Annotated in this window: 12 protein-coding genes; 2 read left to right on the top strand and 10 right to left on the bottom strand. The window is 45.1% G+C overall.

The genetic code is table 11. The annotated features are described in order from the left end of the window. Nucleotides 1–16 precede the first annotated feature (16 nt). From QF06_RS04035 to QF06_RS04020, 4 genes are all read right to left on the bottom strand, one after another. The gene (locus tag QF06_RS04035) at nucleotides 17–424 is read right to left on the bottom strand and encodes an ASCH domain-containing protein (protein WP_003233192.1); all 408 of its coding nucleotides are present in this window, start codon (nucleotides 422–424) and stop codon (nucleotides 17–19) included. 12 nt (nucleotides 425–436) lie between these two features. After that, nucleotides 437–1,477: a M42 family metallopeptidase gene (locus tag QF06_RS04030; RefSeq protein WP_015715617.1), complete on the bottom strand. Its 1,041-nt coding sequence runs from the start codon at nucleotides 1,475–1,477 to the stop codon at nucleotides 437–439. A 133-nt stretch (nucleotides 1,478–1,610) separates the two neighbouring features. Beyond that, nucleotides 1,611–1,829, bottom strand: coding sequence for a hypothetical protein (locus QF06_RS22000; protein ID WP_170948348.1), 219 nt, complete (start codon nucleotides 1,827–1,829; stop codon nucleotides 1,611–1,613). 59 nt (nucleotides 1,830–1,888) lie between these two features. Further along, nucleotides 1,889–2,665, bottom strand: coding sequence for a YhfC family intramembrane metalloprotease (locus QF06_RS04020; RefSeq protein ID WP_043940088.1), 777 nt, complete (start codon nucleotides 2,663–2,665; stop codon nucleotides 1,889–1,891). Nucleotides 2,666–2,793: 128 nt separating this feature from the next. Here QF06_RS04020 and fabHB point away from each other — a divergent pair, with 128 nt between their 5' ends. Continuing rightward, complete coding sequence (gene fabHB / locus QF06_RS04015; protein WP_003233200.1) at nucleotides 2,794–3,771, top strand: beta-ketoacyl-ACP synthase III FabHB; 978 nt, start codon at nucleotides 2,794–2,796, stop codon at nucleotides 3,769–3,771. Between the two features lie 42 nt (nucleotides 3,772–3,813). Here fabHB and QF06_RS04010 read toward each other — a convergent pair whose 3' ends face one another. The 6 genes from QF06_RS04010 to QF06_RS03985 form a co-directional block, all read right to left on the bottom strand. Continuing rightward, entirely contained in the window at nucleotides 3,814–6,141 is a 2,328-nt protein-coding gene (locus tag QF06_RS04010) for a YhgE/Pip domain-containing protein (RefSeq protein ID WP_015715614.1), read from the bottom strand. A 70-nt stretch (nucleotides 6,142–6,211) separates the two neighbouring features. Next, nucleotides 6,212–6,787 (bottom strand): TetR/AcrR family transcriptional regulator, encoded by a 576-nt coding sequence (locus QF06_RS04005; RefSeq protein WP_014479348.1) that lies wholly within the window; start codon nucleotides 6,785–6,787, stop codon nucleotides 6,212–6,214. 146 nt (nucleotides 6,788–6,933) lie between these two features. Further along, nucleotides 6,934–8,346: a protoporphyrinogen oxidase gene (gene hemY / locus QF06_RS04000; protein ID WP_015715612.1), complete on the bottom strand. Its 1,413-nt coding sequence runs from the start codon at nucleotides 8,344–8,346 to the stop codon at nucleotides 6,934–6,936. A 14-nt stretch (nucleotides 8,347–8,360) separates the two neighbouring features. Continuing rightward, on the bottom strand, nucleotides 8,361–9,293 hold the full coding sequence (hemH, locus tag QF06_RS03995) for a ferrochelatase (protein ID WP_015715611.1): 933 nt from the start codon (nucleotides 9,291–9,293) through the stop codon (nucleotides 8,361–8,363). A 71-nt stretch (nucleotides 9,294–9,364) separates the two neighbouring features. Then, entirely contained in the window at nucleotides 9,365–10,426 is a 1,062-nt protein-coding gene (gene hemE, locus QF06_RS03990; protein ID WP_015715610.1) for a uroporphyrinogen decarboxylase, read from the bottom strand. A gap of 121 nt (nucleotides 10,427–10,547) precedes the next feature. After that, nucleotides 10,548–12,692, bottom strand: coding sequence for a transglycosylase domain-containing protein (locus QF06_RS03985; RefSeq protein WP_014479344.1), 2,145 nt, complete (start codon nucleotides 12,690–12,692; stop codon nucleotides 10,548–10,550). Between the two features lie 121 nt (nucleotides 12,693–12,813). On the opposite strand from QF06_RS03985, the gene hmoB reads away from it, so the two are divergent. Then, on the top strand, nucleotides 12,814–13,314 hold the full coding sequence (gene hmoB, locus QF06_RS03980) for a heme-degrading oxygenase HmoB (protein WP_015715609.1): 501 nt from the start codon (nucleotides 12,814–12,816) through the stop codon (nucleotides 13,312–13,314). The last annotated feature ends 18 nt before the right edge of the window (nucleotides 13,315–13,332 follow it).

The following is a 13,332-nucleotide window of genomic DNA, read 5'->3' as shown; positions in this document are numbered from 1 at the left end:
TGCCCCGCAGGCTTTTTTAATCTTTAACAAGCACAAACAGTTCTGTAATCAAAACAGTATCCTCATTCAGCTCCAGTTCACCGCTTTTGATCAGTTCCGCCCATGCCATCCGATGATCCTCTTGAAACTCCTCAATTCGGTCTCCATTGCCCTCTCCTTTGACTAACCTCATATCAGGCGCACCAAAGGTGGTTTCAAAGACATCTGTCACTTTTATATTGCATCTTGGATTGTCATGTTTATCATAAACGGTAACAAGCTGACCCGCTGTTTGATAAACGTCCCTCAATTCATCTTTTGAATACAATGATTTCGGCGCGCACGTGGCGGTTTTTTCTCCGGCAAGGATCTGCTGAATCAGCTGTTCTCCCAACCCATCATCACCTTCCCAGCCGAATGTGCTTTTCAGCTTATAAATCTTCATTGGTCCTCCCCCTTATACCATTGGTGACTGTACATAGTAATACAGAAGCTTAGCGGTATGGCGAAGAGATGATTTATGGGTGCGTTCAAATGCATGGGAAGCGTCAATTCCCGGCCCTATGAGGCCATGCACAATATCATGCCCGGATTTGATCGCTGCTGACGCATCAGACCCGTAGTACGGATATATATCAAGCTTATAGTCAATATGATGCTTCTCGGCTAATTGAACTAAATGCTTTCTGAGCTGATAATGATACGGCCCGCTCGCATCCTTCACACAGATTGATACTGAATATTCATCTGTCGCCTGCCCGTCACCGATAGCGCCCATATCAACCGCCAAATATTCAACTGTTTCAGGAGGAATATTCGAATTCCCGCCGTAACCGATTTCTTCATTATTGGAAATAAGAAAATGGGTTGTATACGGCAGCTCAATGTCTTCTGTTTGAATTTCATGAATTAAGCGGAGCAATAAGGCGACGCTTGCTTTGTCATCCAAATGGCGCGATTTAATAAATCCGCTTGATGTGATCTCGACACGTGGATCAAACGACACAAAGTCTCCGACGCCAATGCCAAGCTCCTCCGTATCTTTCCGGCAGTGAACAGGTTCATCTAGGCGGATCTCCATATTCTCTTGATTCCGCTCAGCCTTTCCCGCGTCTTTGTATACGTGCACAGACGTTTGATGCATTAAGATTGTGCCTGTGTACGTTTTTCCTGAGTCGGTTTCAATTTGGCAATACTCCCCCTCAATCGAGTTGTAGCGGAACCCGCCGATTAAATCGATTTTCAGCCGGCCGTCCGCTTTAATTTCCTTTACCATAGCGCCGAGGGTGTCAACGTGCGCAGTCAGCATGCGATGCCGGGATGTGTCGCGTCCTGGAAGCGTTGCAATTAAGCCGCCCTTGTGGTTCCGAACCGTTTCTACCTTCCATTCTTTTAAAAGGCTTTCAATATAATTGATCACCTCATATGTATTTCCGGTCGGGCTTGGGATCGATACCAGTTCTTTAATGAGCTCCATCGTTTTACGTACAGACGTCATAGGGCATTCCTCCTTTTATTTTCTACTTAAAATATACTCTTTTCCCGAGGGACCCGTCCAATCTTTTCCTATCAATCTCTCATATGCTGTAGAGAGCATGGGAAGAGGAGGGATTTCTATGTGCTGTCGTCATTCACATGAACAGAAATGTCGTTGTCACGATTGGTTCGATGATTTTTGGTTCTTTGACGAGTGGTTCGATAAAGATTTCCACGACCATTGCAAGAAAAAGAAAGAATGCCATGACCCTTGCGAGAAGAAGAAAAAGAAACACCATTGTTTCTCTTGTAAAAAACACAGACATTCTTGCTGTCATTGTAAAGACTGAATCAGAAATATTCTGATGACCCATGCTTAATGAATATTTCCATTCACATTTTTCCAAGCGGGCATTGCTGCTGCTTGGACCTTTTATTGAAACACCCTTTTTGCTTTTACAATCCAATAAACTGATAAAGCCGCTATAAGAGCAATAATGATTTCAACAGCTGCAGCATGCTCTATGATTCCTCTCTGATATAAAACCGCCGGTACATTAAACAGTGCATGTAAAAGAATAGAATACAACAAAAACAGCGACCGGCGGCTTTTAACCGCGTACAAAACAAGCAGAGACAGCCCAATTTGGACGGCAATGGCACTGATTCTTTCTATTCCGCCCAGCATCCATTCATACGAAGGAGTATGCAGCAGCTGCTCCTGTATCGGCAAAAGCGCCCGTTTGACGTCGCCATTGACCAAAAGCTGTTCAAACGTCCCGCTATTGATTGCAAATGCGTATACAATAAGTGAGATAGAGGTCAAGCCTGTAATCAGGATGGCTTCAAGCCCGCCATGGCCTGCCCCGAAAGCCAGACCATCCGCCCAAGTATGATGGCGCTTCATAAAAAATCGCATCATCATATACCTTCCGCACTCCTCAAAAATTCCGGCCATCAAGCAGCCGTAAACGCCATACCATAATGGATGTTGCATCACTTCTTTCGAGATTTCATTCACTTGCAGTACATAAACATGAACGCCGCCTTCCAGCAGCTGAGCGAAGACAAAAAACGTGAGAGCGCCAATAAAAAATACTTTAAGCGAGGCGCCATACTTTCGCTTAAACCATACAATCAGCCCGATTGGCAACAGAAACGCAATAGCCCCGGATAATGCCAAAAAGACTACTGCTTCTTGACTGACCATTTTTCAGCCTCCTTTTTCTTTTTCATAGATTCCCTATTCTACACTTCTCTTTTTTTGTAAAAAAACCTCCTTTTTAGTACCAGATACTAATATCTAGTGTTATAATCTGACCATAAGGAGTGATTCATATGTCAAAAGCAAAAATTACAGCTATCGGCACCTATGCGCCGAGCAGACGTTTAACCAATGCAGATTTAGAAAAGATCGTTGATACCTCTGATGAATGGATCGTTCAGCGCACAGGAATGAGAGAACGCCGGATTGCGGATGAACATCAATTTACCTCTGATTTATGCATAGAAGCGGTGAAGAATCTCAAGAGCCGTTATAAAGGAACACTTGATGATGTCGATATGATCCTCGTTGCCACAACCACATCCGATTACGCCTTTCCGAGTACGGCATGCCGCGTACAGGAATATTTCGGCTGGGAAAGCACCGGCGCGCTGGATATTAATGCGACATGCGCCGGGCTGACTTACGGCCTCCATTTGGCAAATGGATTGATCACATCTGGCCTTCATCAAAAAATTCTCGTGATCGCCGGAGAGACGTTATCAAAGGTAACGGATTATACCGATCGAACGACATGCGTTCTGTTCGGCGATGCCGCTGGTGCGCTGTTAGTGGAACGAGATGAAGAGACGCCGGGATTTCTTGCGTCTGTACAAGGAACAAGCGGGAACGGCGGAGATATTTTGTATCGTGCCGGACTGCGAAATGAAATAAACGGTGTGCAGCTTGTCGGTTCTGGAAAAATGGTGCAAAACGGACGCGAGGTATATAAATGGGCCGCAAGAACCGTCCCTGGCGAATTTGAACGGCTTTTACATAAAGCAGGACTCAGCTCTGATGATCTCGATTGGTTTGTTCCTCACAGCGCCAACTTGCGCATGATCGAGTCAATTTGTGAAAAAACACCGTTCCCGATTGAAAAAACGCTCACTAGTGTTGAGCATTACGGAAACACGTCTTCGGTTTCAATTGTTTTGGCGCTCGATCTCGCAGTGAAAGCCGGGAAGCTGAAAAAAGATCAAATTGTTTTGCTTTTCGGGTTTGGCGGCGGATTAACCTATACAGGATTGCTTATTAAATGGGGAATGTAACAAAAAAAAGAACTTGTTTCCAAGGAAACAAGTTCTTTTTCTTTATGAAGCCGGCTGTTCTTCTGATGATTCTTCCTTCCGGCTTAACATTGTAAAGTAAGTAATGCTTAGTGCAATCATGACGAGGGCGATGCCGATTAAGACGCCGGCCATCTGCCACATGTAGCCAAAGTCACCGTTTGAAATGACAGCTCTGAATCCGTTAATGCTGTAGGTCATCGGCAACGCGCCATGGATGACCTGATAGAAATTCGGGAGCAATTCAAGCGGGAAGGTTCCTCCGCTCGCTCCCAGCTGCAGCACTAAAATAATGACTGCGATAAAACGTCCAGGGTTGCCCATCGTGGTAGCCAAAAATTGAATCATCGCCAGGAAAGCGAGACTCGTAATGATCGTAAACACGTAAAATCTCCACGTGCTCTCTACCTCGAGACCAATTCCCAATAGAAGAACCGTCGCCACAATCAATGATTGAATGATTCCTACAAGCATCATGACATTGAATTTGCTGAAGAACCACTCAAAACCGTTTCTCGGACGTCCTGACGCTTCCTTCAGCGGGAAGACAACCGTCAGCATGATGCCGCCGACATACAAGCCCATTGACAGGATATAAGGTGTCAGCCCTGTTCCATAGTTAGGAACGGAATGAATGGCATCATCTTTGGTTTTAACCGGATCCGCAAACATGCCGTATGTTTGATCATCAGCATCGATATCTCCTGTTTGGTCAGCCGCATCCTTCAGCTTACTAGACAGCTCTCCTGTGCCGTCCAATAGCTTGCCTAAACCTGTATCAAGTGATGCAGATCCGTCTGCAAGTTTTGATGATCCGCTTTGGACCTGTTTAGACCCGTCTAACAGCTTAAACAATCCGCCGGATACTTGGCTGCTTCCTGTCACCAATTGCTCTGAGCCCGCTTTTGCCTTTGCGAACTGCTTATTATATTCACCGATGCCGGCTGTCAGTTTAGTTTGGCCATCTGTCAGCTTCTGTGAACCATTGTATATCTTATCAGCTCCCTCAGTTAATCTGTCAATTGCATCTTGGATTGTTTTTGCGCCGTTATAAAGCTTAGATGTAGCTTCCGGCATGGCTTTCACCTGCGCCACCTGCGCTTTCACGTCTTCAAGAGAGCTTTTTATCGTTGCGATGTCAGGCAGCTGATCAGCTGAAGGAAGCCCACTTAAAATTTCATCAAAATCAGGCGCATCAACTTTCGGCAGCTGCTTTCCAACAGAGCTGATCAACTGGCTTTTTTGCTCCGCTGTTAAGAAATCACTCGAATTGATGAGATTTTTGAATGCCTGATCACGGTTTTTTAAGCTGTTTTCAAAGTCAGACAGCTGTTTTTTAAATTCCTTCATCGCAGTTTCTGATTTTTCCAGATTGTTTACAGCAGTTTCAAGCTTCGTTAAATCGAGCGCATTAATGAGCTTTTCCGCTTTTGCTGCTTTCTCAGAACCTTCTTGGGCTTTACTGTTGAGCTGATCCAGCCCGTTAGTAAGATTAGGCGCACCCTTCTGCACATTTTGAAGTCCAGCAAGAAGTTCATTCATCTTGCTTGTCAGTTCGCCTGATCCTGCTGCAAGCTGACTAGATTTATCATAAATCTGGTTGCTGCTGTCCTGGAATTTACCGAGCGAGCTATCAAGTGATTGGATGCCGCTCGTCACCTGAGCCGCTCCATCTGCAAGCTGCGCTGTTTTGTCACTGATGGTAGCGGTGCTTTCCTTCAGCTTCGCCAGATTTTCTTTCAGCTGTGCGCTTCCGTTTTTCGCATCCTTTGTGCCGTCATCAATTTTTTTCGCGCCGCTGCTCGCGTCGCTCAAACCTTTTGCGATATCTTTAAAGTTATCAAAGATAACTTTCGTATATTGCTCGGTCACTTCTTTTGAAACAGAGGCTTTCAGTTTATCAATCGCTTTTTCGCCGATCGTTGCCCCTACATAGTTAGAACCTGCATTTGTGTGGTATTTCAGATCCAATTTTTTCGGATTTTTGTCTAATACAGTGCTGGCATTCTTAGAAAAATCCTCAGGAATCTCGACAACTAAATAATATTTTTGATTCAATAAGTCCTTTAACGATTGGTCGAGATCATTGGAAAAATGCCAATCAAAGTTGTTATTATCCTTTAATTCTTTGACCAGATCATCACCGATTTGAAGTTTTTCTCCTTCATACGTTGCTCCCTTGTCTTGGTTGACGACAACGACAGGCAGCTGGTCAACTGTGCCGTACGGGTCCCAATAAGCCTTTAAGAATACGCCGCTGTAAATAAGCGGGACAAACAAAATGGCGATGATGGGAATCAATAATTTTTTACTTGTTACGATGTCTTTCCACTGACTTCGTATTGTGTTCATCCTGATGCCTCCATTCTAAAACTGACTCATCATGAAAAATGGTCATTTTCTTGCAAAGAGAAAGGATTATCTAGTTCGCTGACAATCCTTTGACAACATACAATTCAAGCAGTCCCGCAATTGTCTCTTTATCAAGCGGGGGGTGTTGTTTTTCCCAGTCAAAAATGAGCGCGATATAAAGCTTCAGCATCACAAAGGCTGTCAGTTCAGGGTCGCACGGCTTGATTGCGCCGCTTTTGATCCCGTCTTCAATCTTACTTTTGATATAAGACAGTATGGCTCGCTCCATTTTCTGGATCACTTCCTGAACTGCCATTGTACCAATCTCGGCATTCTCTTGGAAAATTTTAATCGTCAGCTGATGTGTTTTCCTGAACTCCAGAATGGCAAACAGCGCTCTGTGCACATTTTCATGGAACGGAAGGTTCGGCTCCATCGCTTCATCCGCTTTTTGCTTCATTTCCTTTAATAAAGTAGTGAAAATCTCGTCAAACAGCTCTTCTTTGTTTTTGAAAAAAGTATAAATGGTTCCCTTCCCCACGTTCGCAAGTTTTGCGACAAGATCCATTGTCGTCGCTTTATACCCGAACTGCGTGAAAGACTTTGTAGCCGCCTCCAAAATGAGCTTTTTTCGATCTATTGACATTGTATTCACCTCGAAACTGACCGTTTGAACATTTTAGTCATTAAGTACATATGCAAATGTATCATAACCTGCTGTTCAATTCAATCATTTTTTTACACAATATTGCCATTGCACATCAAAAAAACCTCCGCGATAAAGCGGAGGTTTTAGCTGAATAAATAGGTAAGCGCGTCAGACACGGCAGCTTTTCCTTGATCAATGCAGTCGGGAATGCCGACACCTTCGAAAGAAGCGCCTGTCATATAAACACCCGGATACGCAGATGCAAGTGCTTCACGCAGCTCCTTGATACGCTGCTTATGGCCGACATGGTACTGCGGCATGCTTTCATGCCATCGGGTGACACATGTCATTTCCGGCTCGCCGTTTATGTTCATGACTTTCTTTAAGTCTTCTAACACAATGTTGATAATGTCATTATCTGATAGATCGACAATGGATTCGTCTCCAGCTTTTCCGACATATGCCCGAAGCAGCGTTTTGCCTTCCGGAGCTGCGTGCGGCCATTTTTTATTCGTCCACGTACAGGCAGTGATCGCAAAGTCACTGTTTCTTGAAATAACAAAACCCGTGCCCTCATGCTCCATCTCGACGGAGCCTTCAGGGAAACCTAAAGCGACATTTGCCACCGATGTGGAGTGCATATTTTTCAAATGAGAAATGGCAGGAAGCTCAGAAAGCATTCCCGCAGCCGCTTTATGCGGAGCAGTCACAATTACTGAATCAGCATCAAGTGTGACGCCGTTATCCAATTCGAGCGAGTAACCAGAGCCGCCACGGCTGAGCTTGGTCACTTTTGTGCCTTTATACACCTTCGTCAGCTTTAACTGCTTTTCGATCTCTTCAACAAGGGTTTGCAATCCGGTTGACAAAGTCTGGAACTGGCCTTGCTTCTTTGCCGTCAGCTGCTGGCCTGAGCCTTGAGGCCTTGTTTTTTTCATGCCGAGAATCAGGCTTCTATGCTTTTGTTCTGTCTGGTAAAATTGCGGGAATGTCGACATCAGGCTGAGCTTGTCAATGTCGCCTGCATAGATCCCTGATAGAAGCGGCTCGATTAAGTTCTCGACCACTTCATCTCCGACACGTCTGCGGAAGAATTCTCCCAATGACTGATCATCCTTTGTTTTGCTTGCAGGCAGGATGAAATCCATAGCAGCTCTCGCCTTCCCAGACAAAGAAAACAGACCCGTAGAAACAAACGGCGCAATTTTTGTCGGTATCCCCATTACAGCGCCCTTCGGCATTGGATGCAGGGTGCGGTTTACAAGCACATAGGATTGTCCGGTCGCATTGTTGACAAGCAAATGCTCAAGACCTAAGTCTTTAACAAGCTGCGGGGCGCTTTTCTTTCGTTCCAGAAATGAGTCTGGCCCTCTTTCGATGATATAGCCGTCCTTCTTGACAGTCTGGATTTTTCCGCCGACTCTCGGACTTGCCTCAACAAGCGTCAGTTCAAGCGGCAGATTCTTTTCTTTGATTTCTTTTTCCATATAGAAGGCGGCGGCTAAACCGGTAATGCCGCCGCCGATGATGACTACATGTTTTTTGCCGTCACTCATGTTCATCGCCTTCTTTAACGTCCTAATTTTTTTAATACGACTGTTGCCAAAGCATCAATAAATTCAGGCTTGGCATTTGGCATTTCCGGCCGGTAATAGCTTGCGCCGATATCGTCAGTCACCACTTTGCATTCATAATCATTATCATAAAGCACTTCTAAGTGATCCGCGACAAATCCAACAGGAACATATACAAATGCTTGATAGCCTTTTTGTTCGAATAAATCACGTGTTAAATCCTGAACATCGGGTCCGAGCCAAGGATCAGGCGTGTTCCCTTCACTTTGCCAGCCGACAGCATATTCGGAAACGCCTGCGCCTTCAGCAATCAATTTCGCCGATTCATGCAGCTGGTCCGGGTACGGGTCTCCAAATTCTTTGATTTTTTCCGGCAGGCTGTGTGCGGATACGATGAGCATTGCGTTTTCTCTTTCATCCTCAGGCATTGACGCATATGTTTCCTTCACTCGGTCAACCCAATATTTCACGAACTTCGGTTCATCGTACCAGCTTTCAACTGACGTAATCGTTAAGCCGCCGAGTTTTTCAGCCTCTTCTTTGGCACGTTTGTTGTAGGACTGAACGCTGAACGTGGAGAAATGCGGCGCCAGCACGATGCTGACTGCTTCTGTAATGCCATCCTTATGCATCTCTGCTACGGCGTCTTCAATAAACGGCTCGATATGCTTCAATCCGATATACGCTTTAAACGTAATCTCATCCTGAATTTCATTCAAGTACTGTTCCAGATTATGCGCCTGCTCTTCTGTGATTTTGGCAAGCGGTGAAATGCCGCCAATCGCTTCGTATCTGTCTTTCAAATCTTGAAGCATTTCAGGTTCAGGCTTTCTGCCTCTTCTGATATGTGTATAATAACGTTCAATATCTTCTTCCTTATAAGGCGTGCCGTACGCCATCACGAGAAGCCCCATTTTCTTTCTACTCACTGTTTACACCCTCTTTAATGATCTGATACAAACATTTTGACAGGATATCATTAAGATACCAAAAGATATGCTTAGGAATATTGACCCATTTTTTTGTTTTGTGAATATTCATGGACAAACGCTGTCAGTTTTTTCAAAACCTCGGGACTGACGTCAGGAAATACCCCATGGCCAAGATTGAAAATGAAGCCGTCTGATTTCATACCCTGATCAAGTATTTCCTTCGTTTTCTTCTCAATGACTTCCCATGGCGCAAGCAAAATGGACGGGTCCAGGTTGCCCTGCACTGTTTTAGTAATTCCTTTTGATCTGGCTTCATCAATGCCGAGTCTCCAGTCAAGCCCGACAACATCGAGAGGAAGGTCATGCCAATCACCTGCGAGATGGCTTGCGCCGACGCCAAACATGATCAGCGGCACATTCTCTTCTGCGAGCTCTGAAAAGATCCGGTTCATCACGGGTTTGATGTATGTTCTGTAATCTGCCTGATTCAGCGCGCCGACCCACGAATCAAAGATTTGAATCGCTTTTGCGCCTGCCTTAATCTGCGCTTTCACGTACACGATGATCATGTCGGCAAGCTTGGACATCAGCAGATTCCATGCATCCGGCATGCTGTACATGAAGGCTTTTGTTTTATTGTAGTTTTTCGACGGGCCGCCTTCGATCATATAGCTTGCAAGCGTAAAAGGCGCACCTGAGAAACCGATGAGCGGGACGTTCAGCTGCTCATTGACAAGCAGTTTAATCGTCTCAAGCACGTACGGCACGTCCTGTTCCGGATCAATTTGGCCGAGTTTTTCAATGTCCGACAGAGACCGGATTGGCTGATCAATCACAGGGCCGATCCCGTTTTTGATTTCAACATCCACACCGATTGACGGCAGCGGAGTCATGATATCTTTATAAAGGATTGCAGCATCGACTCCGTATTGCTCAACCGGCAGTCTTGTGACATACGCACAAAGTTCGGGCTGATGTGTAATATCAAACAATCCGTACTTTTCCTTCAGCTTGCGGTATTCCGGCTGTGAGCGCCCTGCTTGTCTCATATACCACACAGGCGTGTGATCCGCTTTTTCTCCCCGCGCAGCTTTTAAAAACGTCTCGTTAAACGTTTCTCGTTTACTCATCTGATTTCCACCTTTCATACGGCAACCATACGTTCGTATTTCTTGACTTATTACACTATACCTTGTTTTAGGCAAATGGTATAGAAATGTAGCTCAAAGTTCAAAAAATCGCCGAATTCCATTAAGAGGAAAACAATTTTGGCTGAACGTAATCGGTTCCTTCCCCTTCTCTTTTTGTCTGTGTATTATAAGGCACAATTTTATAAGACGCGCCCGAAAATAAGTTGGCATAAGGAATTTCATAGCTTCCCTTCCCTTCAACCGAATCAAGAAGCGTCTCCTCGCCGTCCTTGTTTACATAAATTCTGTATACGGCCCGATCATCCTCTTGAGCGTCCCACTTTAATTCAATAGTAAAGAGTCCCGCTGCTTTAAATGTGTAATCGGCTGTGAGTGTTTTGACCGGCTTCAACTCAATCGGGCTTTCCAGGTCTTTAATGTTTTTAGGCTTTGTGAACACATGACCGGTTTCTCCTGCCTGTGTCAAAATATCCTTAAACAGCCGCGTCGGGTATGAGCTCCCGGCTTTCAAATAATGGTTTTGATCCGTTTTGTCATAGCCCATCCAGACTGCCCCGGTTATTTTCGGCGTATAGCCTGCAAACCAAGCGTCCTTTGTCGCGCCGGAGACGCCTGTATAAGATGTAGAACCTGTTTTTCCCGCCAGGTCGCCGTGATAGGCGCCGGACGTGGCCGTTCCCTTTTTGACTACCTGCTGCAGCATTCTCGTCATATTCCAAGACGTCTGCTTGCTGAAAACCCGCTTTCCTTCTTCTTTATGATCGGCTATTGTTTCTCCGTCTTCATCTATTATGCTCGAGATAAAGAAAGGTTCCGTATACGTTCCATTCGCGGCAAATGTATGAAACGCGCCGGCAAGCTGGAGCGGCGAAACGCCTTTTTCCAAGCCTCCTAGAGCGAGAGCAAGTCCTTCATCAGGGATATCAATGCCGTTTGCTTTCAAATAAGATTTTCCTGTTTCGACGCCGATCTCATTCAGCGTCCAGACAGCCGGCGCGTTTTTGCTGTACGTAATGGCGTCAGACATAGTGACTTCGCCCTCATACCGGCTGTCGTAGTTTTTCGGCGTATAATCTCCGTAGGACTGCAACTCATCCTTCAATAGAGAATATGGCTTAAATTTCTTTTCCTGCATCGCCGGTCCGTATACAGCAAGCGGCTTAAATGTGGAACCCGGCTGGCGGACAGCTGTGACACGGTTATATCCTTTGGATGTGTAATCCCTTCCGCCGATGGCCGCTTCTACACCGCCTGTCTTGTTATTAATAAAGACCGCGCTTCCCTCGGCATTCTGATCTGTTCCGGGATAATAGCTTCCCTCTTTCATCACCTGGTAAGCCGTCTTCTGCAGCTTCGAATCGAGCGGCACCTTGATCGTGTATCCGCCTTGAAGAAGCTGCTCTCCGGAAATGGAATACTTGTCTTCCGCCTCTTTGATCACAAGGTCAATGTAGCTGTCAAACCAAGGTGTTTCCGACTGTTTCTTCACGTGCAGTCCAAGCGTTCGGCCCTGTGCGGTGACAGCCTCTTTCGCACTGATATAGCCTTGGTCATTCATCATACCTAGAATTGTATCACGCCGCTCCTTATTTTTATCAGGGTGCAAAATTGGAGAGTACGTAGAAGGCGCCTTCGGAATAGCGGCCAAAACAGCGCCTTCAGATACAGTCAAATCTTTTACTTCTTTATTAAAATAATAGTGGGACGCCGCTTGTATGCCGTAAACCCCATGTCCGAAGTAAAGCTGATTTAAATACATTTCAAGCAGCTTGTCCTTGCTGTAATCCCGTTCAAGATTGATCGCAATGATCACTTCTTTTGTTTTTCTTAGAAACGTTTTGTCATGTGTCAGAAAAATATTTTTGGCAAGCTGCTGGGTGATCGTGCTTCCGCCTTCCACCTTTCCGCCTGCTAATATATCGCGATACACTGCTCTTCCGACAGATTTTGCATCAATGCCGTGATGCTCATAGAACCTTTTATCCTCAACAGCGATAAACGCTTCTCTGACCTGCTTAGGAATCTCATTGATCGAGACCGGCTCGCGATTTTCTGTATACAGGCTTGCAACCTCATCTCCGTTTTGATCAACAATTTTTGAAGAAGCATGAAGAATAAGCTTTTTTTCATCTATGACATAATGGCCGAGAAAAATAATTGAAATATATCCTATTAAAGCGAGAAAAGCAGTTAACACTAAAATAATGATAGGTATAAAAAGTTTCTTTTTCTTTATCTTAAACATGAACTCACCTCGCCTTTCTAAAGGTAGTATGGGAAAAATTGTTTGGAATTATGTTCGAAGCACTCGCCAATAGAAACTTATACCATTGTTTTGATATACTAGCAAGCAGGAGGTGGCTGATATGAAGGTTTATATTACATATGGGACAGCCGATTTTTTAAAAACGATCGTACAGAAGCATCCCTCAGAAAATATCCTTTTGATGCAGGGGCAGGAAAACGCCATTTTAATTCATGAAACAAACGGAGATACCGTTTTCCAGGCACCACACGCTTATGAAGTCATTGACCAAGTCGGAGAGATCAAACATCCCGGTTTTGCAGTATTGAACAATATTGCCGTTACTCAGGAAGGGCGTCCGCTGTTTGAAAACAGATTTAAAAACAGAGCGGGAAAAGTCGAAAACGAGCCTGGCTTTGAAGCAATTCGAGTGCTCCGTCCGCTTGACAGTGACACCTATGTCATTCTGACCTTGTGGGAAACGGAAAGCGCCTTTCAAGACTGGCAGCAGTCCGGTTCTTACAAAGAAGCCCACAAAAAACGCGATACATCTGCCGGAATTGACACAACGTCGATCTTCTCCCGGCCTTCCTATGTCACCACATATTTAGCTGTCGAATAGCTGCCGGCATGTCCGGCA

It is taken from the genome of Bacillus sp. YP1 (assembly GCF_000877815.1).
In the GTDB taxonomy this organism is placed as follows: domain Bacteria; phylum Bacillota; class Bacilli; order Bacillales; family Bacillaceae; genus Bacillus; species Bacillus subtilis.
The sequence above is the reverse complement of the archived record's forward strand: the minus strand, read 5'-3'. Positions and strand labels throughout refer to the sequence as shown.

Bases quoted from the DNA above. Each gene is read 5' to 3' on its own strand.
- QF06_RS04035 (WP_003233192.1), bottom strand. From the start codon at position 424: ATGAAGATTTATAAGCTGAAAAGCACATTCGGCTGGGAAGGTGATGAT.
- QF06_RS04030 (WP_015715617.1), bottom strand. From the start codon at position 1,477: ATGACGTCTGTACGTAAAACGATGGAGCTCATTAAAGAACTGGTATCG.
- QF06_RS22000 (WP_170948348.1), bottom strand. From the start codon at position 1,829: ATGGGTCATCAGAATATTTCTGATTCAGTCTTTACAATGACAGCAAGA.
- QF06_RS04020 (WP_043940088.1), bottom strand. From the start codon at position 2,665: ATGGTCAGTCAAGAAGCAGTAGTCTTTTTGGCATTATCCGGGGCTATT.
- fabHB (WP_003233200.1), top strand. From the start codon at position 2,794: ATGTCAAAAGCAAAAATTACAGCTATCGGCACCTATGCGCCGAGCAGA.
- QF06_RS04010 (WP_015715614.1), bottom strand. From the start codon at position 6,141: ATGAACACAATACGAAGTCAGTGGAAAGACATCGTAACAAGTAAAAAA.
- QF06_RS04005 (WP_014479348.1), bottom strand. From the start codon at position 6,787: ATGTCAATAGATCGAAAAAAGCTCATTTTGGAGGCGGCTACAAAGTCT.
- hemY (WP_015715612.1), bottom strand. From the start codon at position 8,346: ATGAGTGACGGCAAAAAACATGTAGTCATCATCGGCGGCGGCATTACC.
- hemE (WP_015715610.1), bottom strand. From the start codon at position 10,426: ATGAGTAAACGAGAAACGTTTAACGAGACGTTTTTAAAAGCTGCGCGG.
- QF06_RS03985 (WP_014479344.1), bottom strand. From the start codon at position 12,692: ATGTTTAAGATAAAGAAAAAGAAACTTTTTATACCTATCATTATTTTA.
- hmoB (WP_015715609.1), top strand. From the start codon at position 12,814: ATGAAGGTTTATATTACATATGGGACAGCCGATTTTTTAAAAACGATC.